Origin of the sequence: Lentibacillus amyloliquefaciens (genome assembly GCF_001307805.1) — a bacterium.
Lineage (GTDB): Bacteria > Bacillota > Bacilli > Bacillales > Amphibacillaceae > Lentibacillus > Lentibacillus amyloliquefaciens.
In genome coordinates this window covers 2609796-2633530 of the sequence record NZ_CP013862.1, presented here as the reverse complement: position 1 = coordinate 2633530, position 23735 = coordinate 2609796, and the positions used below count along the sequence as shown (strand labels likewise).

The window sequence follows — 23735 nt, the reverse complement described above, 5'->3', positions numbered from 1 at the left end:
CTAAAGGCTGTTGTTTTTGATAATTCATCCATAAACTGCGACGTAGTGCTATGTTGATTTCCGTTTCAGGCAGTCGCGCACCTTAGGGCAACGCTTCAGCCTCCTCGGAGGAAAACCGCTTCCTGCGGGACGGGAGTATCGGTGAGACCCTGCAGTGCGCCAGCACGAGGAGGCTCACCAGCCGCCCTAAGGTGCGCGGCGTGTATTTCCGGAGCGGTAGACAACGCACCAACTTACACCTAAAGTTACGTCGCGGTTTACATCAATTACGAGCATTCAGGAGCAACAAAAAGACGGCTGACGTTGGAATACCAAGGCGTCAGCCGTCTTTCGCACATTCAGTGACTTTATACAACATTTTGGTTATTTGTTTAATCGTGATTGAAGTTCTTCAATGAGCTGTTCTGCCCCGTCCGGACTAAGAACGATTTTGCCATTTGCTAAAAAGAGATTATCATCAGATGTTTCGCCGGTAACTTGGCACTTCATATTTGGTCTATGCTTTTCCAATATCACCCGGTCATCATCAATGTGAATCTCCAGCTCATCTCTTTCATTGATATCAAGTGTACGGCGCAATTCAATCGGAAGAACAATCCGCCCAAGTTCATCAACCTTCCGCACAATTCCGGTAGATTTCATCTTTTCATTCTCCCCTCTTGTGGCTTCGGTTATGCAACTGCCATAAAAAGTTTTCGCCATGTTTCGACACTTACTTATGGGATATAATACCAATCATTTATAGGCGTGTCAATAAATAGATAAAAATTAATTCGAAAATTAGCTTAACTAAACAAATGCTGTCTTTTTTGATAAAATGGACGTCTATAAGAAATATTTTGATTACATAATGGTGCATACTGTGAAAAAAGGTCTGTAATTGGAAAACCTATTAAAAAGCGCTACAATAGAACTCATGAAAGAGGAGGTAAAACCAATGCCAACTGATAAAAAAACATTCTATATAACCACACCGATTTATTATCCGAGCGGCAATCTGCACATCGGGCATGCATATTCGACTGTGGCCGGAGATGCAATGGCGCGTTATAAACGTCTGCGCGGATATGATGTCATGTATTTGACAGGAACTGATGAGCACGGTCAGAAAATCCAGCGCAAAGCAAACGACAAAGGTATGGAACCGCAGGAATATGTTGATGAAATTGTCAGCGGAATTCAGGACCTTTGGAAAAAATTAAAGATAACCAATGATGACTTTATTCGGACTACTGAAGAGCGCCATAAAAAGGTAGTGGCAAAGATTTTTGATCAGCTTGTTCAGCAAGGTGATATTTACCTTGATGAGTATGAGGGCTGGTATTGTACATCATGTGAATCTTTTTTCACGGAGCGCCAATTGGATGACGGTCATTGCCCTGATTGTGGAGCTCCGGTTGAAAAAGTGAAAGAAGAGTCATATTTCTTTAAAATGAGCAAGTATGTCGATCGACTGTTGGCATTTTATGAGGAAAACCCTGAATTTATCCAGCCGGAAACACGTAAAAATGAAATGCTGAATAACTTTATTAAACCGGGCCTTGAGGACTTGGCTGTCTCCCGTACCACATTTGACTGGGGGATTAAAGTACCCGGTGATCCGAAGCATGTCATTTATGTCTGGATTGATGCTTTGTCGAATTATATTACAGCACTGGGTTATGGCACCGATGATGATGAGCTCTATCAAAAATATTGGCCTGCCGATGTGCACCTCATGAGTAAGGAAATCGTCCGTTTCCATACGATTTACTGGCCAATTATGCTGATGGCCCTGGATCTGCCGCTGCCGAAGAAAGTGTTCTCGCATGGGTGGATTTTGATGAAAGATGGCAAAATGTCCAAGTCAAAAGGGAATGTTGTTGACCCGGTACAGCTGACAGATGTATACGGTCTTGATGCACTGCGCTACTACTTGCTTCGTGAGGTCCCATTCGGTTCGGACGGTGTATTTACGCCGGAAGGGTTCGTGGAACGGACGAACTATGATTTGGCAAATGACCTTGGCAATTTATTGAACCGGACCATTGCTATGATTAGCAAATATTTCGACGGTAAGATGCCGGTTTATCGGCAAGCTGAAACCGACATTGAAGAGTCACTTGAGAAGCTCCAGCAGGATACCGTCGAGCGGGTGGAGGACGCGATGGATAATATGCAATTTTCTGTGGCGCTCTCATCACTTTGGCAGCTGATCAGCCGTACCAATAAATATATTGATGAAACAGAACCGTGGCAACTTGCAAAAGATGAAGCAAGTAAAGAACGGCTCGGAAACGTGATGGCGCATCTTGCCGAATCTTTGAGAAAAATTGCGATTATGCTGCAGCCATTCCTGACAGAGGCGCCTGGAGAAATTTTCACGCAGCTGGGAATAAAAGATGAGGCCCTGAAAGAATGGAACAGCGTCCGTGAAGATGGACGAATTGAAGCAGGGACTGCCGTTCAGAAGGGTCAGCCAATCTTTCCGCGTCTTGATGTCGATAAAGAAGTTCAGGCGATTAAAGCGATGATGCAAAAACCGGCACAAGAGAAAAACACAGAAGAAACACAAGCGCCGGACCAAAAGGAAGAAATTGCAATTGATGACTTTATGAAACTGGATATGCGGGTTGCCGAAGTTCTGAAGGCAGAATCAGTGAAAGGTGCCGATAAATTGCTGAAGCTTCAAGTAGATGCCGGCAATGAAAAACGGCAGATTGTATCAGGCATTGCCGAGTATTATAAACCGGAAGAACTCATCGGAAAAAAAGTTATTTGCATTACAAACCTGAAGCCCGTTAAACTTCGCGGCGAAATGTCAGAAGGCATGATCCTCTCCGGTGAAGATGCAGGCGGCCAGCTCGCCCTGGCTTCTGTTGAACAATCATTGCCAAACGGCTCTGTTGTTAAATAAATGATATGAATGCGGGGAAAGGTCAGCTCACGAGGAGTTTGGCCTTTTCCTGTGAAAGGAAGTGCTGTATGTTATTTGATACCCATGTTCATTTAAACGCGGATCAATTTTCTGAAGATCGTGAGGCGACCATTCAGCGTGCATTTGATGCGAGCGTACAATATATGGTGGTTGTCGGATTCGATCGTGAAACAATCCCGCTTGCGATTGAAATCGCTGAAAAATATGAAACCATTTATGCTGCTGTCGGCTGGCATCCGGTTGATGCGGTCGATATGACAGGTGAGGATCTGGCTTGGATTGAGGAGCTGTCATCACACCCTAAAGTAGTGGCGATTGGCGAAATGGGATTGGATTATCATTGGGACAAATCGCCAAAAGAAGTCCAGAAAGACGTGTTCCGCAAACAAATTGCTTTAGCCAAAAAAGTCAACATGCCGATTATTATCCATAATCGGGAAGCAACAGAAGATATTTTGCAGCTATTACAGGAAGAAAACGCAAAAGAAATCGGCGGCATTATGCATTGCTACAATGATTCCAGTGAGTATGTCCAGACTATACTGGATATGAACTTTTATGTGTCACTAGGAGGTCCGGTAACTTTCAAAAATGCGATATTGCCAAAAGATACAGCCGCCCGAGTACCGCTTGACCGTCTGCTGGTAGAGACTGATGCCCCCTTTCTGGCACCTCATCCAAACCGCGGCAAGCGCAATGAACCAGCCTACGTGAAACTCGTGGCTGAAAAAATTGCCGAATTGCGCGACATGTCATTCGATGAACTTAGCCGAATTACAACAGAAAACGCATTTACTTTTTTTAATATTCGAGACAAGTAATAATACGAATTTTCTAACGGAAAACCTGGCTTTATTGCCGGGTTTTTTTAATTTAAAAATACTGACACATCAAGGTTTTTAGAGTCATTGTTATACGATGGTTATTATTTGTAATTTAATTGTAAATAGATCGTAAACGAATTTGGGTTGTAATTACATAGGAGTGTTATTATAATCAAAGTCGCAGTGAAAGGAGGCAAAATAGCATGAATATTTTCTCGAAGCTATTGCCAAAATCTGCCCGGAACTGGATTCTATCCGGGGTTGGACTGTTAGCATTGATTGTTTTCGCAAGCTTCATTATTGTGGAAACAACCAAAGCAGAAGTGGTCATCAAGGATAATGGAAAAGAAGAAACCATCCAGACCCATGCAGACACTGTAAAAGAGCTGCTTGCTGAAGCAGACATTACCTACTCTCAACAAGATGAATTATCTCATGACATAGACGCACCAATTGAAAATGGAATGAATATTACATACAAAGAAGCACAGAAGATAACGGTTGTTGTTGATGGCGAAGAAGAGGATTATTACACGACAAGTGATAAAATTCAGGAATTCCTGAAAGAAAAGGGCATAACTGTTTCGAATCATGATCAAACCTCACATGGAAAAAATGATGCCATCAGTGCTGGTATGAAATACACTGTCGACAGGGCCTTTAAAGTAACTATCGACAACGGTGGTGACAAAGAAAAAGTCTGGGCAACCGGGGGAACAGTGGGACAACTGCTGAAAGAGAACGATATCTCCCTCGATGATGATGACAAGTTAAAGCCGGGTAAGAAAAAAGATGTGACTAAGGATAAACCGATTACCATCACGCGCGTTAACAAAGAAACGGACGAAGTGAAGCAGACAGTTGATTTCAAGGTAGAGGAACGTGAAGACGATAGCCTGGAGAAAGGGAAAAAGAACGTTATAGCCAAAGGCCAGGAAGGTGTCGTTATAAAAACCTATGAAATAACAAAAGAAAACGGTGAAAAAGTAAACCGTGATTTGATTGATGAAGAAGTGAAACAGGAAAGCAAAAACCGTGTTGTTGCGGTTGGAACGAAAGAAGAACAGCAGGAAGCAAACTTGAGAACAGTCTCAAGCAATAAGAGCAATACGAACAAAAGCGACACGAGTAATAGCAGTAGTGACAGTAGTCAAAGTGACAATAGCAGCAATTCCGGCGGGGAAGTAATGCACATGAATGCCACTGCTTATACGATAGATTGTGCAGGCTGTAATGGCAATGGTTATACAGCAACTGGGATAAACTTACGGAACACTCCTAAAGTTGTCGCAGTGGATCCAAATGTCATTCCGTTGGGTTCACGAGTCTGGGTTGAAGGATACGGGGAAGCTGTTGCCGGTGATACAGGCGGCCATATTAAAGGGAATCGGATTGACCTTCACTTTAAATCAAAAAGTCGAGCTTTGAGTTTTGGCCGAAAAACAGTTAAAGTTAAGGTTTTGGATTAAGGTAAGCTGAAAAAGCGCTTTTGAAGCAATTTTTGAACAGCTGATGCTAAAGTGCTCCTGCCATGATATAGTGGTAGGAGCATTATTGTGTAACAGACTGTCATCCGCCGACGAAAATGAATTCCTATGAGAAGAGGAATATACGTGAAGATAAAAGAAGTAATTGTTGTAGAGGGACGCGATGATACCGCCAAAATAACCCAGACTGTTGATGCGGATACAATTGAAACGAATGGCTCTGCCGTTGGAAAATCCGTTATAAAACAAATCGGGCATGCACAAGCTAAACGCGGTGTGATTATTTTTACGGATCCGGATTATCCCGGCAAACGGATCCGACATATTATCGATCAAGCCGTCCCTGGCTGCAAACATGCATTTTTACCGCGTGATGCTGCACGTGCTAAAAACTCTGATAATCAAAGTCTCGGTATTGAACATGCTTCTAGTGCAGCCATTAAGCATGCGCTTCAGGGCGTTTATTCTTTATCCGAAGAGAATTATTCTGGGATTACACGGGAAGACCTGATTGCTTTCGGCCTGATTGGCGGCTCAAAGGCTCGCACAAGGCGCACCCGTCTCGGCGAATTGCTGCAAATCGGTCATACAAACGGCAAACAGCTGCTGAGGCGGCTGAGGATGTTTCATATCACGAAAGATCAGTTCGATGAAGCTATGAGTCAGGTTATGCAGGAGGAAAATAATGACTGCTAAATGGATTGCAACCCCTAAGCGAACCAGGGAGATACTTGATACGTACAATTTTTCTTTCAAAAAGAGTTTAGGCCAGAATTTCATCATTGATGTCAATATCCTGAATAATATTATTCAAAAGGCTGGTATTGATAAAGAAGCCGGCGCTATTGAAATAGGGCCCGGGATCGGTGCTCTGACCGAACAACTGGCTGTCAAAGCAGACAAGGTGCTTGCCTATGAAATCGACCAGAGGCTATTGCCGGTTCTTGAGGATACGCTGGCCGCATATGACAATATTCATCTGATACATCAGGATATTCTAAAAGCAAATGTGCATGAAATGGTGAAGAATTATTTTGAACATGGCCAGCCGATTCATGTCATCGCCAACCTCCCGTATTACATAACGACCCCAATACTGATGAAACTGTTGCGTGAAAACTTGCCTGTGATGAGTTTTACCGTTATGATCCAAAAAGAAGTGGCTGATAGGATGGCAGCGGAGCCAAACAGTAAAAGTTATGGGTCATTGTCGATAGCTGTGCAGTATTATACAGAGGCAGAAGTTGTTATGCATGTGCCCAAAACTGTATTTATGCCGCCGCCAAATGTTGATTCCGGCGTGCTGAAATTAACGAAGCGCGGCAAGCCCCCCGTTCAGGTGGCTGATGAAGATTACTTTTTCGATATTGTACAGGCATGTTTTGCTCAGCGGCGAAAAACGTTGCGGAATAATCTCGTAAGGTACTTTAAAACGACAGCTGATAAAGAAATGATATCAGATGCATTGGAGAAAGCAGGTCTTGATGGCACAAGACGCGGTGAATCTTTAACAATGCAGGAATTTGCTGACTTGGCCAACACATTTTACCAGATGACAAAATAAACGATTCCGGCATTCGCTATACATACATAAAGCGAGTGCTTTTTTTGATTTCCGTGGAAAGTATCACATCTGAGGCACAGCCAATCAGCTATTTGCATAGCCTATCGTTAAAGAACTGTTTTCAATTACTTAAACAGAGGCTGTGAGGTGGCGTTATGAGCTTTTCACCAGGTGAGCGTGTTACACGGAAATCGCACAATCATGATTTACTGTTTCGCATTTCATCGATTACCGGCGATACAGCAATATTGCACGGGGAAGATGTCCGTCTTGCAGCAGATGCTCCTTTGGATGATTTAGTGTATGTCAAAGAGAAAGATTTGGCGGTGCGCAAACAGAAAGAAAAAGAACAGGTGGAGTTTTCTTACCGGTTGTTCAGTCAGGATTATCGGCTCATGAAGGAAAAGCGTGAATATGAGTCGGGTGATGGCTATCAGCATACAGCCGGATTTTTTCAATTGCCGGCCAGAGTTCTTCATGTCGATGGTGATCGGACATATCTCAGAAAATGCATGGAATTATATAAAAGAGTCGGGCTTGAGGTGCATGGCGTCCATATGCTTGAAAAAGAAATGCCCGGTGAAATCGGGGCACTCGTAGACGAAGTAGATCCGCATATCATTGTGATTACGGGTCATGATGCTTTTTCCAGGAATAAAGGACGGAAGAACGATCTCCGAGCTTACCGGCATTCGAAATACTTTATTGAAACCGTGGAGATTATCAGACAAAAGAATCCACGGCTTGATGAATTGGTTATATTTGCCGGAGCCTGCCAATCCCATTTTGAATCGCTTATCCGCGCAGGAGCTAATTTTGCAAGCTCACCCTCACGGATTAACATTCATGCGCTGGACCCGGTTTATATTGCAGCTAAAGTGGCTTATACACCATTTATGGAAAAAATCAGTATATGGAATTTGCTTCGGAACACGCTGACTGGAGAGAAAGGGTTGGGCGGTGTGGAAACAAAGGGACTTCTGCGGATGGGCATGCCGCTTGCTCCGGAAAATGAGAATGATGACCAGTCAATATAATGGGACCGGCATAAGGCTGGTTCTTTCTCATCCCTGCTTCAACGGGGAAATCGGCGAATGTTGTACATATTTTGTTAATAATTTGCCATAATAAGAAAGCCGAGTGATTTTTAGTGTTGACATTAAAAAAGCTATGCTGTTATAATATAAGGTTTTATTTGACTATTATACAAGCATATGCTATTATAGAAAATGAGTGAGGTGGAGTATAGTGGGAAAAACATTAGTCGAAATCAAACAAGGTCTTGAATGTCACGTTGGCCAGCGCTTGCGCCTGCGAGCTAATGGAGGCAGACGAAAAACAATTGAACGTTGCGGTATACTGGCAGAAACCTATCCATCTGTTTTTATTGTTGAACTGGATCAGGACGAGAATGCATTCGAACGTGTTTCTTACAGCTATGCCGATGTGCTGACCGAGACAGTGGAATTAAGTTTTCAGGGTGAACAAGCAATGATAGTCGAGCAGTAAACAAACGTTTGCTGCTTTTTTGCATTTTTACGCTGTTTTTACAGTTTGAGAAGATGCGGAGAAAATATGCGAAAACACAGCCTATAAAATATTTCCTTTTCTGTATACTTATAACGGGTGTTTATTTTATGTGAAAGCATATACTACAAATGTCGTAACCACTCTTGAAGGAAAGGGGATGTTTCTTTCATGGCGCGACGCGGTGGTGCAATGTCAGATCATTTGAAAGAGGAAATTGCCAAAGAGTTAGGTTTTTACGACACTGTACAAAAGGAAGGCTGGGGCGGCATCAAAGCGAAAGATGCCGGTAACATGGTGAAACGAGCAATTGAAATGGCCGAGCAAAACATGAAGTAAAGAAAGGGGCAGACCCCATTGGCGGGTTTGCCTTTTTTCGCGATAATTGCCCCGGAAAAGCCGAGAAAGGTGTATTCCGGCTGGTGCTCGATAGTGTCTTTTGAATATGGTACAATTTTCTATAAGTTTATATTTCAAAAAGCAATAAATCTAAATCCCTTGATGTGCAAAGTGGGTGAAGAGATGGTTTTATTTGAACGGGCACCGGCGAAAATTAATTTATCACTTGATGTGCTGGGAAAACGTGAAGATGGTTTTCATGAAGTTGAAATGATTATGACAACTGTCGATTTAGCTGACAGGATTGAGCTATATGACATTGCTGATGGCAGAATTGAGATTTCCACCGATAACCAGTATGTCCCAAACGATGAACGTAATCTGGCGTATAGAGCTGCGCTTGTTTTTAAAAATACATATCAGCTGCATCGGGGAGTCCGTATCAATATCCGGAAAAATATCCCTGTTTCAGCAGGGCTCGGGGGCGGCAGCAGTGACGCAGCTGCTGTACTAAGGGGTCTTAACCGCATGTGGTCTGTTGGTATTTCGGAGGCCGAGCTCATCGAACTTGGCTCAGTGCTTGGCTCAGACGTGCCTTTCTGCATTACAGGCTACACCGCCCTAGGGACAGGCCATGGTGAAAAAATCCGTACGTTGGCTTCGCCTCCGCCATGTTACGTGGTGCTTGCCAAACCCAATATTGGCATTTCAACAAGGCATATTTTCCCCAAAGTTAACACGGATGCCATTTCGCATCCGCAAACAGAGGCGGTCATTCAATCACTGGCAGAAAAAGACTTTGACAAGTTATGCCACCATATCGGCAATGCTTTGGAAGATGTGACGTTCCCTTTATATCCGGAAGTGAAGCAACTTAAGGATAAAATGCTGCAGACAGGCGCGTCCGGTGCAATGATGAGCGGAAGCGGACCGACTATTGCGGGGCTTACCAGACATTTCAGCAAGGCGAAGCGTATTTATAATGGGCTGAGAGGATTTTGCAATGAGGTTCACATCGTTCAGATGCTTGATCGGCGCTAATACTTGATAAAAAACGTATAATAATGATATATTAGTTTAAAATATTCGGATATAAGTAAGAGGTGGCATATGAAAAGAAGTGATCGATTAGTATCGTTAACGAATTATTTTTTGGAAAATCCTAAGAAACATACATCTCTGCCATATTTCAGTGAAAAATATGGTGCGGCAAAATCTTCTGTCAGTGAAGATCTTGATATTGTTGACCGGGTAATGCAGGAAGAAGGTTTTGGTCACTTGCAGACAAATCCCGGGGCATCAGGCGGTGTCAGCTTTATCCCCGGCTTTTCCGGGGAAAATGCGAATGTGTTTATCAATGAGCTTTGCACAACGTTACAGGACCCGTCTCGTATCCTTCCCGGCGGTTATTTATATATGAGTGATTTGCTGGGTGACCCGAAAATGGTTAACAAAATTGGCCGTGTCTTAGCGTCAGCTTTCTCTGATATGGAGATAGATGCGGTTATGACTGTCGCCACAAAGGGTATCCCCCTTGCTTATGCTGCTGCATCGGTTTTGAACGTTCCCGTTATTATTGTAAGACGGGATCCCAGAGTGACAGAAGGATCATCTGTCAGCATCAATTATGTTTCAGGTTCATCACGGAAAATCCAGACGATGGTTCTGCCGACAAGAAGCCTGCAGGAAGGTGCCAACGTTTGTATTATAGATGATTTTATGAAAGCAGGCGGAACGATTAATGGCATGATAAGTCTCTTGAAAGAATTCAATGCCAATGTGGGAGCCATCGGTGTACTCGCGGAAGCAGATGACGAAGAAGATGAACGTGTCGTTGAGAATTATACCTCCCTGGTGAAGATCACTAACGTGGATATGAAGCAAAAAACAATTGAAGTCCATCCTGGAAATTTTTCTAAAAACCGTTAAAGCACCTTAAACTTCTCCATTGTTTCATCCTCGTATAAAAAATGACTAAGAGTCGATGATGGTCAACAATACAATGTCTATTTTAAGATAAAGCAATATTTTCGAAATTTTTTTGATGGACAGGCAGGATTTCTTAATCTTTTGTTGAATAATGGTAATAAGTTCAAAAGGGAAAAGGTGGTGAAACATCATGGAGGTAACTGACGTTAGACTACGCCGCGTGAACACAGAGGGGAGAATGCGAGCAATTGCTTCGATTACCATGGATGAAGAATTTGTGGTTCATGATATTCGGGTGATTGACGGCAATAATGGTTTGTTTGTGGCTATGCCTTCCAAGCGGACCCCTGATGGTGAGTTCAGGGATATTGCTCACCCTATCAATTCTAATACTCGCGGTAAGATTCAGGATGCAGTATTAGAAGAATATCATCGCGCCGGTGAACAAGAGGAGAAATATGAAGAAGCCGGTGCATCTTAAATCAGTTATTCAACAAGAGGTCTAATCTGTCACAGGTTAGCCTTCTTTTTTGTCTTTTTTGAGGCTCCTTCGCGATCATTGTTGCTTTTACTTAGTTGATGTAAATTGCGACGTAGTGCTATGTTGATTTCCGTTCCGGACAGTCGCGCACCTTAGGGCAACGCTTCAGCCTCCTCGGAAGCAAAAAGCGCTTCCTGTGGGGGTCTTCAGCTGCCCGTTTTCCCGCAGGAGTCGACTGTCCTCCACTTCAATCAACATTCACAAGAGAAGTTTAGTTAAAATCCAAAATAATCAGACTATAAAGCACGAAACCAGCGCAGGAAATACACGGAGACTCCAGCGGGACGGGAGGTATCGGTGAGACCCCGCAGTGAGCCAGCACGAGGAGGCTCACCAGCCGCCCTAAGGTGCGCGGAGTGTATTTCCGAAGCGGTGGATTACGCACCAGCTAATAGTTAAAGTTAGTTCGCATTTTATGGGTTTTGTGTCAAAAACAACCACCTTTTAGAAAATAACCTTTTTAAAGAGTTGTCCTGCCATTTGCGGTTTGCAAAAGGAAATGTGTGTTTCTTGCCAATCCCATCGAAAACGAAATACACTTTGAAACGTGTGCTCTAACAGCTTTTTCCTCTCTATGCAAACATTAAATCTGTTGAAATCAGCCCATTTTTAAGATATATTCATAATGGATAAAGTGAAACTTCCATCAGTGGAGTGTATTTCTCCACACTGATGGTTAGTTGAACAGAATCGGGTATTTAAGGACAGTTAGCCGCCGTTATGTGGCGGGTTAGTGCCCTTTATATGCGGGATAAATGAAATGGAGGCTCTTTATGGCGAAACGATATGCAGTTATTTTGGCTGCCGGAAAAGGTACCAGAATGAAGTCGAAACTATATAAAGTGCTTCATCCGGTTTTAGGCCGCCCGATGGTGCAGCACGTTATCGATCAATTAAAACCGGTCAAACCTGATGAAATGGTCACAATCGTCGGCCATGGCGCTGATAAGGTTGCCGAATATATTGGTGAGGACAGTGAAACGGTTTTACAGGAAGAACAATTGGGGACAGGCCATGCTGTACTGCAGGCTGAAGACCTTCTGAAAAATCAGGAGGGCACAACAATTGTTGTTTGTGGGGACACGCCATTGATTACTCATGAAACATATCAGGCTCTTTGCGATCACCATGAAAGAGAAGGAGCAAAAGCGACTATTTTAACCGCAAAAGCACCAGATCCCGGTGGGTACGGCAGAGTGATTCGTGATGATCAGAATCAAGTGAAGCGGATAGTTGAACATAAAGATGCATCCGGCAATGAACTGTTAGTCGATGAAATTAACACAGGGACCTACTGTTTTGATAACAAAGCCCTTTTCGAAGCATTACACCATGTATCAAATGACAATGTACAAGGTGAATATTATTTGCCGGACGTCATTGAAATTCTGCAAAATCGTAATGAGAAAGTCAGCGCGTTCCAGACAGCAGACTTTGAAGAAACGCTGGGTATTAATGACCGCGTCGCCCTGGCACAGGCAGAAAAATCGCTGAAAAAACGGATCAATGAACAACATATGCGAAACGGGGTCACACTTATAGACCCTGACAATACTTATATCAGTCCTGAGGTGGTCATTGAGGCAGATGTTTTAATTCATCCGGGTTCGGTTATTAAAGGAAAAACAACTATTAAAGCAGATGCTGAGATTGGACCGCATTCAGAAGTTGAAAATTGCTATGTCGGAGAAGGAACCACTCTCGAACAAAGTGTCGCAAAAGACAGCCGTATAGGTGATCGGGTGCAGATTGGACCTTATTCACATATCCGCCCTGAAGCAAAAATCGGCAACGAAGCAAAAATCGGCAACTTTGTTGAAGTGAAAAAATCGTCATTAGGTGACAAGAGTAAGGTTTCCCATTTAAGTTATATCGGAGACGCCGATGTCGGCCGTAATGTCAATATTGGCTGCGGTACGATTACAGTGAATTATGATGGAAAGAATAAGTATCTGACAACGATTGACGATGATTCATTTATCGGCTGCAATTCCAATTTAGTCGCTCCGGTAACGGTTGGAAAAGGATCTTATGTTGCTGCAGGGTCGACGATTACAAAAGATGTCCCTGAAGACGCATTATCGATTGCCCGTTCCAGACAAACAAATAAAGAAGGTTATGCTTCAAGAATCAAAAATCAAAAAAAGGACTAATGGAGGGTTCATTTCATGGGATCAAGCTATAAAGATCCAATGCTGAAGGTGTTTTCACTGAATTCAAACCGGGATCTGGCTCAGGATATTGCCGAACACATTGGGACAACATTAGGAGAATGTACAGTAGCCACTTTTAGTGACGGAGAAATTCAGATTAATATTGAGGAGAGCGTCCGCGGAAAAGATGTGTACGTTGTTCAATCAACCTCAGCCCCGGTTAATCAGCATCTGATGGAACTGTTGATTATGATTGATGCGCTGAAGCGTGCTTCGGCCAAGTCCATCAATATTGTTATGCCGTATTATGGTTATGCCAGACAGGACCGGAAAGCACGTTCAAGAGAACCGATAACTTCAAAGCTTATTGCCGACCTTCTTGAAACGGCCGGTGCCGACCGGATGATAACGCTCGATTTACACGCACCACAAATTCAAGGTTTCTTCAATGTCCCAATTGATCATCTGCAAGGTGTACCAATATTGGCGAATCATTTTGAGAAAATGGAGTTTGACGATATTATCGTCGTTTCCCCGGACCACGGCGGTGTGACCCGGGCAAGAAAGATGGCGGACTATTTGAAGGCACCGATTGGAATCATTGATAAACGCCGTCCGCGTCCGAATGTTTCAGAAGTGATGAATATTGTCGGGAATATCGAAGGGAAGACAGCCATCCTGATTGATGATATCATTGATACAGCAGGTACAATTACTGCGGCTGCCAACGCGTTGGTGGAAAACGGTGCGAAAGAAGTTTATGCATGCTGTACTCACCCTGTTTTATCAGGCCCTGCACTGCAGCGTATTAACGATTCCGAAATCAAGGAATTGGTTGTTACGAATTCCATCCCGCTTACCGAAGAACGAAAGAACGGTAAAGTCACCGAGTTATCTGTTGCACCGCTGATTGGTGAAGCAATAACCCGTGTTCATGAACTGAAATCCGTAAGCATTTTGTTTGACTAAGCATTTCATTAAAGATAAGCTATAAGCCTGTTTTGTGAAATGACATAAATTATGTTTTAATAGAAACGATACTGAAAAATATGTGCCATATGAATCCTGGTGAAGACCCCAGGTTGTTAAATAATGGAGGGTGATTAAGAATGGCAGTAACATTAAAGGCAGCAAAACGCGAAGATCTGACAAAGTCTGCAACAAAGCAAATCAGGACGAATGGCGATGTGCCATCAGTTGTTTATGGTAAGGAGGAAGACTCTAAAGCCATTTTTGTTAATAGCACCGAATTAGTCAAAACGGTAAGAGATGAAGGCAGAAACGCAATCATCTCACTTGATATCGAAGGTGAGAAGCCTGTAGACGTCATGCTTCATGAATATCAGACTGAACCGTTGAAAGACGAAGTGATTCATGCAGATTTCTATATCGTCAACATGAAACAGGAAATGGACGTAACAGTATCACTTAACCTTGACGGTGAACCTGTTGGTGTTAAAGATGGCGGCGTTCTGCAGCAGCCGATGTATGAATTGCAGGTACGTGCTAAACCGGCGGATATTCCAGAAGTCATTTCTGTTGACGTCAACAAGTTGGAGATCGGTGATACGATAACCGTTGCTGATTTGCCAAAAGCTGACCTCTATGAAATCAATGAAGACGAAGATACAACAGTTGCAACCGTTGTACCGCCAGACACAGTAGAAGATCTTGAAGGTGAAGAGTCAGACGAAGGAGCAGAACCGGAATTGGTTGGCGCCGAAGAGGACGAAGGAAAAAGCGAATAACACCAAGCCTATTATATAAGCCCTCCTAGTCAGCAGTTATTAGGAGGGTTTTGCTTCATTGGCGAATTGTTTTAGAACCCGTTTAAAATGCAGTATAAAGGAAGAAGCTAAATGAAATGTATCGTTGGGCTGGGAAATCCAGGGAAAAAATACAGCAAAACACGGCATAATGTCGGCTTTATGGTTGTTGAGAAAATAGCTGACCGTCATAATTGGAAATTAAAAAAAGATAAATTTAATGGTAAATCAACGGTGGAGACCCTTGATGGAGAAAAGATTGTCCTGTTAAAACCACAGACATTTATGAATCTTTCGGGTGAATCGGTTCGGCCATTATTGGATTTTTATCAAATAGATCCGGAAGATGTTCTTGTCATCTATGATGATCTTGATTTGCCGGCCGGTAAAATTCGTTTACGTCAAAAAGGCGGTCACGGTGGTCATAACGGTATTCGTTCCATTATTGATCATGCAGGTACCAAAGAATTCAAACGCTTGCGCATCGGCATAGGCAGACCTCTTGCAGCCATGCCTGTTGTTGATTATGTATTAAAGCCATTCTCAAAGGAGCAGCAGGAAGATGTTGCCACAAGCATTGAAAAAAGTGCTGATGCATGTGAAACATGGATTCAGAAGCCATTTGATGTCGTGATGAACGACTTTAACACCTAAAGTGAGCAGAAAAAGGGCTGGTGTTTCCTGATGAACCCCGAGATTTTCTGTATAAATATACGCGTTTCGGATAAACTTTAGAATACCTAAGTTTATTCGAAGGAGGTATATTATGGCGATTGTCTACAAGTGCAGACATTGCAGCCAGGAAATTGGGAAACTGGACCAGCAAATGGTTGATTCATCAATGCTCGGATTGGATCAGTTATCAAGTGAGGATAAACGTGATATGATTAGCTATGAAGCAAATGGTGATATAACAATCAAGTCCATCTGTGAAAGCTGTGAAGAATCGTTAGGCAGTCATCCGCAGTATCACGAACTGGACTATTTTATACAGTGAGATAATATATATCAGGTAAAAAGCTTTGGTTCTGTGTAGAGATGGTAATCAAGGCATTTTTGCACGTAAACAGGTGGGGGAAAATGAACGGAATACATGATTTTTTACGGTCGAATGAAGATGTGTCATCAGTCATAGACGGCATATCAAATGGTATGAATGAACAGCTTGTGGCAGGGCTATCAGGATCTGCCAGAAGCCTTTTTGTGTCTGTTTTGGATGAATCTTTAAAAAGGCCAGTTTTGCTTGTAACGCATCATCTTGTCCAAGCACAGCAGCTCTATGATGACCTGTCAACATTTATAGGTGAGGATCATATTCATCTGTATCCGGTCAATGAACTGATCGCATCAGAAATCGCGATAGCCAGTCCGGAACTGAAAGCCCAGCGGATTGAGGCATTGACAGAGTGGTCACAAAAAGATTCAGGCATATTGATCGCCCCTGTCGCAGCTTTGAAGCGAATACTGCCGCCGACTAATTACTGGAAGAAATATCAGCTGGATTTTCAGACAGGTGAAGAAGTCGATGTCGAAGTGTACTTGTCGCGCCTGGTCGATATGGGATACGAACATGTCTCAATGGTTTCAACTCCAGGGGAATTCAGCCGCCGCGGAGGTATTATTGATATCTATCCGGTGACCGAAACGCATCCGGTACGCATCGAATTATTTGATGACGAAATTGACTCCATTCGTCACTTTGATGCTGAAAGCCAGCGATCATTAGAGAAACAGCAGGCTATTAGGGTTGACCCCGCAACAGAAATGCTGTTGACGGATGAAGACAGATTGAGAGCTGCTCAGCGTCTGGAGGCGGCATTGGCTGAATCACTGAAAAAATTGAAAGATCCGGAAGCGAAAGAAACGCTCGCCGAGTCCATCGAATATGATATCGAGCGGTTAAAGAATCTTGAGCATTTCCAGGAATTGTATAAATATATTGGCTTTCTTTATGATGAGCCTGCTAGTCTGCTAGATTATTTGCCCGCAAATGGTCTGGTCATTCTTGATGAAATGAGCAGAATCCAGGAAACGGCAACAAGTCTTGATGCAGAAGAGTCAGAATGGTACAGCACACTTTTGGAAGCAAATAAAATGGTCCGGGGCAGCCATTTCTCATTTGATTGGAACACCGTATGGGATAATATCACACCACAACGCGTTTATATGTCCGTCTTTTTGCGGCATATTCCGAATACCCAACCCCAAAATATCATTAATTTATCGACCCGGACGATGCAGGAATTCCATGGGCAGATGAATTTGTTTCAGAATGAGCTTAAACGCTGGGAAAAGAGCGATTTTTCAGTCGTGGTCCTGGCTCCGAATGAACAACGGGCTGAAAAAATTCACTCGATTTTCATGGATTATGGAATTGAAGCAGATGTAATCAGCGAACTCGAATTGCCAGTAAAAAGACCGACGATAACAGTCGGTGAAGTCAGCAATGGCATTGAATTTCCGATGCATAAACTCGTGCTGATTACTGAAAATGAACTGTTTAAAAAGAAAACAAAAAGACCGCGTAAAAAACAAAAGATATCAAATGCTGAACGGATTAAAAATTATCAGGAATTAAAAGTGGGCGACTTCGTAGTTCATGCCCATCACGGCATCGGAAAATATTTAGGCATTGAAACACTTGAAATGAATGGTCTGCATAAAGATTTTATGCTGATTAAATACTCCGGTGATGATAAATTATACGTACCAATTGACCAGATCGATCTCGTTCAGAAGTTTGTGGCTTCCGAGGGAAAAGAGCCAAAACTTTATAAATTGGGCGGCAGTGAATGGGCAAAAGTCAAACGGAAAGTCCAGTCCAATGTGGAAGATATTGCAGATGATCTGATTGAGCTCTATGCTGAGCGTCAGGCAAGGCAAGGTTATGCCTTTACTAAAGGAACAGAGCTGCAGGAAGAGTTTGAAGCGGCTTTTCCATATGAAGAAACCGAGGACCAGGAGCGTTGTATTGCTGAGATCAAAGCAGACATGGAAATGGAGCGCCCAATGGATCGCTTGCTTTGTGGTGATGTTGGCTACGGGAAGACGGAAGTGGCGATCAGGGCTGCTTTTAAAGCTGTAGCCGATGGCAAACAAGTGGCTATTCTGGTTCCGACAACTATCCTCGCTCAGCAGCACTATGAAACCATCCAGGAAAGGTTTCAGGACCAGGCTGTCACGATCAGTATGCTGAGCCGATTCCGCACGCGAAGCCAGCAAAAAGAAACCATTGAAGGCATCCGAAAAGGAAAAGTCGACATTGTAATTGGAACACACCGTCTATTGTCAAAGGATGTGACTTATCGTGATTTGGGCCTTCTCGTCGTGGATGAGGAGCAGCGGTTCGGTGTTAAGCATAAGGAGAAGATTAAACAGCTGAAATCAAATGTTGACGTTCTGACTTTGACAGCTACACCAATTCCAAGAACACTGCATATGTCGATGCTCGGTGTTCGGGACCTGTCGATCATCGAAACACCTCCGGAAAACCGTTTTCCGATTCAGACGTACGTCATGGAGTATAATCCGGTTTTTGTAAGGGAAGCCATTGAGCGTGAGATGGCGCGGGGAGGACAGGTTTTCTTCCTCCATAACCGGGTGGACAATATTGATAAAATAGCCAGAGATCTTGGCATGCTTGTTGGAGACGCGCGTATAGCTGTCGCCCATGGTCAGATGAATGAAACCGAATTAGAGAATATCGTTTTTGCCTTTTTAGAAGGGGAGTATGATGTTTTGGTCAGTACGACAATTATTGAAACAGGTGTTGATATTCCAAACGTCAATACATTAATTGTCAATCAGGCTGATCGAATGGGGCTCAGTCAGCTTTATCAGTTAAGGGGAAGAGTCGGCCGTTCCAATCGGGTTGCCTATGCTTATTTCACTTATCAAAAAGATAAAGTGCTGAGTGAAGTCGCGGAAAAACGGCTCGAGGCGATTAAGGAATTCACGGAACTGGGATCCGGCTTCAAAATTGCTATGCGCGACTTGTCCATCCGCGGTACTGGGGATTTGCTTGGTGCCCAGCAGCACGGCTTCATTGATTCAGTCGGTTTTGACATGTATTCGCAAATGCTCAAAGACGCTATTGAAGCCCGACAATCAGGCAAACAGCTTGATGAAATTGAAACGTTTGAGCCGGAATTGTCACTGTCGACTGATGCTTATATTCCGGATTCATATATTGACGATGAAAAACAAAAGATTGATATTTACAAACAGTTTCAAGCAATCGCTTCAGAGGATGATATCTTAGAACTTAAGGATGAGCTGATCGACCGTTTCGGTGATTATCCGGAAGAAGTGGGGAATTTGTTTACTGTTTCATCCCTCAAACGGCTTGCTAAACAAGAACGTGTTGAATCAATCAGCGAAAAAGCAGGTAAAATAGAAATACTTGTGAGCACTCATCGCAGTCAGGAAGTGGACGGATCGAAATTATTTGAACTAGCCAATCAGTTCGGGCGGGAAATACAGCTTGGAACAGAAGGTAAAAAATTGAAGGTGCTGGTTAAATGGTCAAAAAACACCAAGCATCAGCGGTATGAAGTACTCGAAAACTTTATCAGCCAATTATCCCAAGTTGACCGGGAAACAGCAGGTTAGATAACAAAAAAAGAGCCTCATTAGAACAGAGAAAACGGCATGCAGATCAAGTTATGTTAACATATGTATAGTTCTTACAAGATGATTAATACTAAACCCACAACTGGTGTTTTTTTCTATAGGAGGAAACCAAAAATTTACATACACCAGGTATAATCATCTTAGAAAGTGAGGCTCCCTAAAGATGAAAGCAACAGGTATTGTACGACGCATTGATGATTTAGGAAGAGTTGTTATCCCAAAAGAAATAAGACGAACGCTGCGTATCCGCGAGGGTGATCCTTTAGAAATTTTTGTTGACCGTGAAGGGGAAGTTATTTTAAAAAAATATTCTCCAATAAATGAGCTGAGTTCTTTTGCTAAAGAGTATGCTGAGGCATTATTTGATTCCCTCAATTATCCGGTTCTCATTTGTGACCGTGATGAGATTATTGCGGTCGCCGGGGAATCCAAAAAAGATTATTTAAACAAGAGTATTGGTTCTCAGCCGGAAAAGACCATGGAAGAACGAACGATGACTTATGAAACGGAACAGACCGAATCAGAGCTTATTCAGGGTCAGGAGGAACAGCTTGATTCATATTGCATCAGCCCGATTATTGCTAACGGCGACCCAATTGGCTGTGTGATGCTTTTCTCCAAAGATGGCAATAAATTAAGTGAAGTCGAGCAAAAATCGATCCAGACAGCTTCAAGCTTCCTGGCTAAGCAAATGGAATAACCAGAAAAGCTTTAAGGAACTGTTGATTTATACACTATATCTATAGTTATTGGAAAGTGTCATTGTTAACGATGGCACTTTTTGTTTCGGCTCTTTTACAATTGAGCCTGTACTTTTGCCAATATAATTGGGATCTTAGTTTGTCCCGCATGTAATGGACAGTAATCCGTCAAAGGTCGGCGGCTAACTGTCCATACATGCCCGATTCTGCTCAACTAACAATCAACGGAATGAAGAACAATTCCGTTGATTGAAGTTTCGCTTTATCACTGTGCTATAATGGATGAAAAATCGGTTCAGCGCAGAAAGGCGTTTATGATGAAAGAAAGCGAGAACAATCAATTGGTAAAAGGTGCTTTATTACTGACATTGGCGGGACTCATCAGCAAGCTGTTAAGTGCAGGTTATCGGATTCCGTTGCAGAACCTGACAGGCGATATGGGGTTTTATGTTTATCAGCAGGTCTATCCGTTCCTGGGCATCGCTCTGATGCTGGCATTATATGGTTTCCCTGCCGCTATCTCAAAGATGACGGCTGAAATGGGAGATCAAGGCAAAGGTCTTTCGCTACGAAACTTTTACATACCTGTTTTTCTGCTGCTGGTCATTATATGCGGCAGTGTCTGTTTGTTTCTGTTTTTCAATGCGGATAATTTAGCAGTATGGGTAGGGGATCCTGATTTAACACTCACATATAAACTGGTTGCATTTATCTTTTTGCTGATTCCATTTTCCGCTTTGATGCGCGGGATGTTTCAGGGAAGACAGCTTATGCAGCCGACAGCCTATTCCCAAATAGGTGAGCAGCTGACGCGGGTAACACTGATTATAGCAGCTGCTGTCTGGATATATTTAAATCAGGCAAATATCTATACAATTGGACAAGCAGCCGCAGCAGCTGCATTTGCCGGTGCAGTGAGTGCCATTGTCATTCTGCTATTTTTCTTCCGGCGCTATCAGCCGGCTGCAGAAGGAAGATTTATAATTCCCTGGCAATATTACGTGAGAACATTGTTCATTTTGGGAATTGCTGCGGCTTTAAATCACATGGTGTTAATCATTATTCAATTTGCCGATACGTTCACACTGATTCCGTCACTGCAGGCGTATGGACTCGATAAAGATGAGGCAATGAAGGCTAAAGGGGTCTTTGACCGCGGTCAGCCGCTAGTCCAGTTTGGTACTGTATTGGGGTCATCGTTTGCCTTAGCATTGATTCCGGTAATATCGGCTGAAAAATTAAAGCAACGTCCCGCCGCCCTTACGCGTTCTATTCGCAGTGCTATATTAATCAGTTTCTATTTGGCGGCTGGTGCGACTGTCGGCTTAATTTCGATTTTCCCGGAAACCAACCGACTGCTCTTCCTGGATGAAGATGGGACAGGACCGCTCAGAATATTGGCGGTGTCTGTGTTTCTCAGTTCCATCGGTATAACTGCCGCTTCCATTCTTCAGGGACTGGGTTATATGAAACGGACAGCCGTTTTTATCGGAGCCACTTTTTTTCTGAAATGGATTGCCAATCAAATGCTGGTACCTTTCTGGGGAATCGGCGGCAGTGCTGTGGCGACGGTTCTCAGTTTAGCTGTCTTTACTTGCTTGACCGTCATGCAATTAAGACAGAAGCTGCCTGTGCTTCACCTCGGGAAGCATATGAACTGGTCTGCTTTTGTCCTGTCAGCGGCGGGAATGGTCAGCTTTTTAGCGGCTGCAGATTATGTCACAGGAACCATCACCTCGAGAACGGGTTTATTGGTTTATGTCATGTGCACAGCGATTATGGGGGCAATCATATATTTAATACTGCTGCTGCGTCTGAAGGCTTTTAAAGAAGAAGAATTGTTCATGCTTCCTTTTGCCGGCGTTTTGATTCGAATTCATAAAGCGAGGGATCATTAATGGGTTATACAATCGAGGTTATCGGACTTGGCTCCGGTGATCTGGACCAATTATCACTAGGCATTTATAAAAAATTAATCAGCGGTACAAGTGCGTTATATGTGCGTACGGCTGATCATCCGGCCATTGAGCAACTGGAGGAGGAAGGTGTTTCGTTCCGAGCGTTTGATGAGATCTATGAGTCACGTGCGCAATTTGCGGATGTGTATCAGCAGATTACAGATACACTCATGGAAAAAGCCCGTCATCACAAGATCGTTTATGCTGTTCCTGGTCATCCGATGATGGCGGAACAAACGATCCAGCTATTATTGGACCAGGACGAGGTGCCGGTTGAGATTATTGGCGGGCAAAGCTACCTTGATGCACTTTTTACCTCCCTCAAAATCGATCCGATTGATGGCTTTCAATTTGTGGATGGAACCGGATTCAGGCGAAGCCAGCTCAATTACGGGCATCATATTGTATTCTGTCAGGTGTATGATCAGTTTATTGCCTCTGATATTAAATTGACGCTTCTGGAAGACTTGCCGCCGGATTACCCGGTAATAATTGCAGAGGCAGCCGGAAGCAGGCGGGAGAAAATTACTGAAGTGAATCTGGAAGAATTGGATCATAAGTTTTCCGGAGTTAACAATCTGGTTTCTGTTTATGTCCCCCCTGCACCGGAGGAGGTGCTCCATCATACATTTGCAAAACTTCGTCAGGTGATTAGCGCGCTAAGAGCACCGGATGGATGCCCTTGGGATCGTGCTCAGACTCATGAGACATTACGCGAGTATGCAATTGAAGAAGTCTATGAATTGATTGAAGCAATTGATTCGAAGGACGATGATGGGATTGTAGAAGAATTGGGTGATATACTGCTGCAGGTGATGCTGCACAGTCAGATTGGCGAAGATGACGGGTATTTTACAATAGATGATGTCATCCGTTCGATTACCGACAAAATGATCCACCGGCACCCGCATGTATTTAAAGATCAATCGGCTGAAACAGTTGAAGCTGTTTACAAAACGTGGGACACCCTGAAGCAGGAGGAAAAAGGGGATCAGCGCACCTCTGTGCTTGACGGTGTTCCGGCTGGTCTCCCGGCACTTGCAAAAGCTTTTAAGCTGCAGAAAAAAGCAGCCAAAGTCGGATTTGGCTGGGATGATAGTCAAGATATATGGCACAAGTTTCAGGAGGAATTGGAGGAAGTACAGGAGGCCATCAGTTCAAAATCGTTGTCTGAACTTGAAAAAGAACTGGGTGATGTATTATTTGTGTTAGCCAACATATCACGGTATTATAAAATAAATCCGGAAATTGCTCTCAGCCGGACAAATGAAAAGTTTCTGTCGAGGTTTTCCTATATTGAAACGAATCTGCAAGAACAAGGAAAAGATATCAGAGAAGTCAGTCTGGACGAGATGGATGCGTACTGGAATCAAGCAAAAAGAAATGAGTGATTGAAA

21 protein-coding genes are annotated in these 23735 nt (G+C 43.3%); 20 read left to right on the top strand and 1 reads right to left on the bottom strand.

The annotated features are described in order from the left end of the window. Nucleotides 1-363: 363 nt before the first annotated feature. Nucleotides 364-642: a transition state genes transcriptional regulator AbrB gene (locus AOX59_RS13295; protein ID WP_068446237.1), complete on the bottom strand. Its 279-nt coding sequence runs from the start codon at nt 640-642 to the stop codon at nt 364-366. Nucleotides 643-937: 295 nt separating this feature from the next. Between AOX59_RS13295 and metG the strand changes: the two genes are divergently transcribed. The 20 genes from metG (at nt 938) to yabN (ending at nt 23729) form a co-directional block, all read left to right on the top strand. Further along, entirely contained in the window at nt 938-2896 is a 1959-nt protein-coding gene (metG, locus tag AOX59_RS13290; protein WP_068446235.1) for a methionine--tRNA ligase, read from the top strand. Nucleotides 2897-2964: 68 nt separating this feature from the next. Beyond that, nucleotides 2965-3738: a TatD family hydrolase gene (locus AOX59_RS13285; protein ID WP_068446233.1), complete on the top strand. Its 774-nt coding sequence runs from the start codon at nt 2965-2967 to the stop codon at nt 3736-3738. Nucleotides 3739-3944: 206 nt separating this feature from the next. After that, nucleotides 3945-5210, top strand: a complete 1266-nt coding sequence (locus AOX59_RS13280) for a resuscitation-promoting factor (protein WP_068446230.1) — start codon at nt 3945-3947, stop codon at nt 5208-5210. A gap of 144 nt (nt 5211-5354) precedes the next feature. Beyond that, nucleotides 5355-5924: a ribonuclease M5 gene (gene rnmV, locus AOX59_RS13275; protein ID WP_068446228.1), complete on the top strand. Its 570-nt coding sequence runs from the start codon at nt 5355-5357 to the stop codon at nt 5922-5924. Continuing rightward, entirely contained in the window at nt 5914-6792 is an 879-nt protein-coding gene (gene rsmA, locus AOX59_RS13270) for a 16S rRNA (adenine(1518)-N(6)/adenine(1519)-N(6))-dimethyltransferase RsmA (RefSeq protein ID WP_068446226.1), read from the top strand. Before rnmV ends, rsmA begins: the two co-directional genes overlap by 11 nt. A 155-nt stretch (nt 6793-6947) precedes the next feature. Next, nucleotides 6948-7829, top strand: a complete 882-nt coding sequence (gene yabG / locus AOX59_RS13265) for a sporulation peptidase YabG (protein ID WP_068446224.1) — start codon at nt 6948-6950, stop codon at nt 7827-7829. 211 nt (nt 7830-8040) lie between these two features. Beyond that, complete coding sequence (veg, locus tag AOX59_RS13260; RefSeq protein ID WP_068446222.1) at nt 8041-8301, top strand: biofilm formation stimulator Veg; 261 nt, start codon at nt 8041-8043, stop codon at nt 8299-8301. A gap of 189 nt (nt 8302-8490) precedes the next feature. Then, the gene (locus tag AOX59_RS13255) at nt 8491-8658 is read left to right on the top strand and encodes a small, acid-soluble spore protein, alpha/beta type (RefSeq protein ID WP_068446220.1); all 168 of its coding nucleotides are present in this window, start codon (nt 8491-8493) and stop codon (nt 8656-8658) included. A gap of 183 nt (nt 8659-8841) precedes the next feature. Next, a complete protein-coding gene (gene ispE / locus AOX59_RS13250; RefSeq protein ID WP_068448349.1) occupies nt 8842-9699 on the top strand; it encodes a 4-(cytidine 5'-diphospho)-2-C-methyl-D-erythritol kinase in 858 nt (285 codons plus the stop codon). Between the two features lie 69 nt (nt 9700-9768). Beyond that, nucleotides 9769-10587 (top strand): pur operon repressor, encoded by an 819-nt coding sequence (gene purR / locus AOX59_RS13245; protein WP_068446218.1) that lies wholly within the window; start codon nt 9769-9771, stop codon nt 10585-10587. Nucleotides 10588-10777: 190 nt separating this feature from the next. Then, nucleotides 10778-11068, top strand: coding sequence for a septation regulator SpoVG (spoVG, locus tag AOX59_RS13240; RefSeq protein ID WP_068446216.1), 291 nt, complete (start codon nt 10778-10780; stop codon nt 11066-11068). Nucleotides 11069-11901: 833 nt separating this feature from the next. Next, a complete protein-coding gene (gene glmU / locus AOX59_RS13235) occupies nt 11902-13281 on the top strand; it encodes a bifunctional UDP-N-acetylglucosamine diphosphorylase/glucosamine-1-phosphate N-acetyltransferase GlmU (protein ID WP_068446214.1) in 1380 nt (459 codons plus the stop codon). Nucleotides 13282-13296: 15 nt separating this feature from the next. Next, nucleotides 13297-14250: a ribose-phosphate diphosphokinase gene (locus tag AOX59_RS13230; RefSeq protein WP_068446212.1), complete on the top strand. Its 954-nt coding sequence runs from the start codon at nt 13297-13299 to the stop codon at nt 14248-14250. A 140-nt stretch (nt 14251-14390) separates the two neighbouring features. After that, nucleotides 14391-15029 (top strand): 50S ribosomal protein L25/general stress protein Ctc, encoded by a 639-nt coding sequence (locus AOX59_RS13225; protein WP_068446210.1) that lies wholly within the window; start codon nt 14391-14393, stop codon nt 15027-15029. Between the two features lie 111 nt (nt 15030-15140). Beyond that, complete coding sequence (gene pth, locus AOX59_RS13220) at nt 15141-15701, top strand: aminoacyl-tRNA hydrolase (RefSeq protein ID WP_068446208.1); 561 nt, start codon at nt 15141-15143, stop codon at nt 15699-15701. 112 nt (nt 15702-15813) lie between these two features. Beyond that, nucleotides 15814-16044 (top strand): anti-sigma-F factor Fin, encoded by a 231-nt coding sequence (locus AOX59_RS13215; RefSeq protein ID WP_068446206.1) that lies wholly within the window; start codon nt 15814-15816, stop codon nt 16042-16044. 83 nt (nt 16045-16127) lie between these two features. Further along, a complete protein-coding gene (mfd, locus tag AOX59_RS13210; RefSeq protein ID WP_068446204.1) occupies nt 16128-19658 on the top strand; it encodes a transcription-repair coupling factor in 3531 nt (1176 codons plus the stop codon). Between the two features lie 184 nt (nt 19659-19842). Further along, nucleotides 19843-20379, top strand: coding sequence for a stage V sporulation protein T (spoVT, locus tag AOX59_RS13205; protein WP_068446202.1), 537 nt, complete (start codon nt 19843-19845; stop codon nt 20377-20379). 279 nt (nt 20380-20658) lie between these two features. Continuing rightward, nucleotides 20659-22278 carry a putative polysaccharide biosynthesis protein gene (locus AOX59_RS13200; protein ID WP_237049265.1) on the top strand — a complete coding sequence of 540 codons (1620 nt, stop codon included), beginning with the start codon at nt 20659-20661 and terminating at the stop codon, nt 22276-22278. Further along, complete coding sequence (yabN, locus tag AOX59_RS13195) at nt 22278-23729, top strand: bifunctional methyltransferase/pyrophosphohydrolase YabN (RefSeq protein WP_068446200.1); 1452 nt, start codon at nt 22278-22280, stop codon at nt 23727-23729. The genes AOX59_RS13200 and yabN overlap by 1 nt, the downstream gene beginning before the upstream one ends. The last annotated feature ends 6 nt before the right edge of the window (nt 23730-23735 follow it).

Bases quoted from the DNA above. Each gene is read 5' to 3' on its own strand.
- AOX59_RS13295 (WP_068446237.1), bottom strand. From the start codon at position 642: ATGAAATCTACCGGAATTGTGCGGAAGGTTGATGAACTTGGGCGGATT.
- metG (WP_068446235.1), top strand. From the start codon at position 938: ATGCCAACTGATAAAAAAACATTCTATATAACCACACCGATTTATTAT.
- AOX59_RS13285 (WP_068446233.1), top strand. From the start codon at position 2,965: ATGTTATTTGATACCCATGTTCATTTAAACGCGGATCAATTTTCTGAA.
- AOX59_RS13280 (WP_068446230.1), top strand. From the start codon at position 3,945: ATGAATATTTTCTCGAAGCTATTGCCAAAATCTGCCCGGAACTGGATT.
- rsmA (WP_068446226.1), top strand. From the start codon at position 5,914: ATGACTGCTAAATGGATTGCAACCCCTAAGCGAACCAGGGAGATACTT.
- yabG (WP_068446224.1), top strand. From the start codon at position 6,948: ATGAGCTTTTCACCAGGTGAGCGTGTTACACGGAAATCGCACAATCAT.
- AOX59_RS13255 (WP_068446220.1), top strand. From the start codon at position 8,491: ATGGCGCGACGCGGTGGTGCAATGTCAGATCATTTGAAAGAGGAAATT.
- ispE (WP_068448349.1), top strand. From the start codon at position 8,842: ATGGTTTTATTTGAACGGGCACCGGCGAAAATTAATTTATCACTTGAT.
- purR (WP_068446218.1), top strand. From the start codon at position 9,769: ATGAAAAGAAGTGATCGATTAGTATCGTTAACGAATTATTTTTTGGAA.
- spoVG (WP_068446216.1), top strand. From the start codon at position 10,778: ATGGAGGTAACTGACGTTAGACTACGCCGCGTGAACACAGAGGGGAGA.
- glmU (WP_068446214.1), top strand. From the start codon at position 11,902: ATGGCGAAACGATATGCAGTTATTTTGGCTGCCGGAAAAGGTACCAGA.
- AOX59_RS13230 (WP_068446212.1), top strand. From the start codon at position 13,297: ATGGGATCAAGCTATAAAGATCCAATGCTGAAGGTGTTTTCACTGAAT.
- AOX59_RS13225 (WP_068446210.1), top strand. From the start codon at position 14,391: ATGGCAGTAACATTAAAGGCAGCAAAACGCGAAGATCTGACAAAGTCT.
- pth (WP_068446208.1), top strand. From the start codon at position 15,141: ATGAAATGTATCGTTGGGCTGGGAAATCCAGGGAAAAAATACAGCAAA.
- AOX59_RS13215 (WP_068446206.1), top strand. From the start codon at position 15,814: ATGGCGATTGTCTACAAGTGCAGACATTGCAGCCAGGAAATTGGGAAA.
- mfd (WP_068446204.1), top strand. From the start codon at position 16,128: ATGAACGGAATACATGATTTTTTACGGTCGAATGAAGATGTGTCATCA.
- spoVT (WP_068446202.1), top strand. From the start codon at position 19,843: ATGAAAGCAACAGGTATTGTACGACGCATTGATGATTTAGGAAGAGTT.
- AOX59_RS13200 (WP_237049265.1), top strand. From the start codon at position 20,659: ATGGATGAAAAATCGGTTCAGCGCAGAAAGGCGTTTATGATGAAAGAA.
- yabN (WP_068446200.1), top strand. From the start codon at position 22,278: ATGGGTTATACAATCGAGGTTATCGGACTTGGCTCCGGTGATCTGGAC.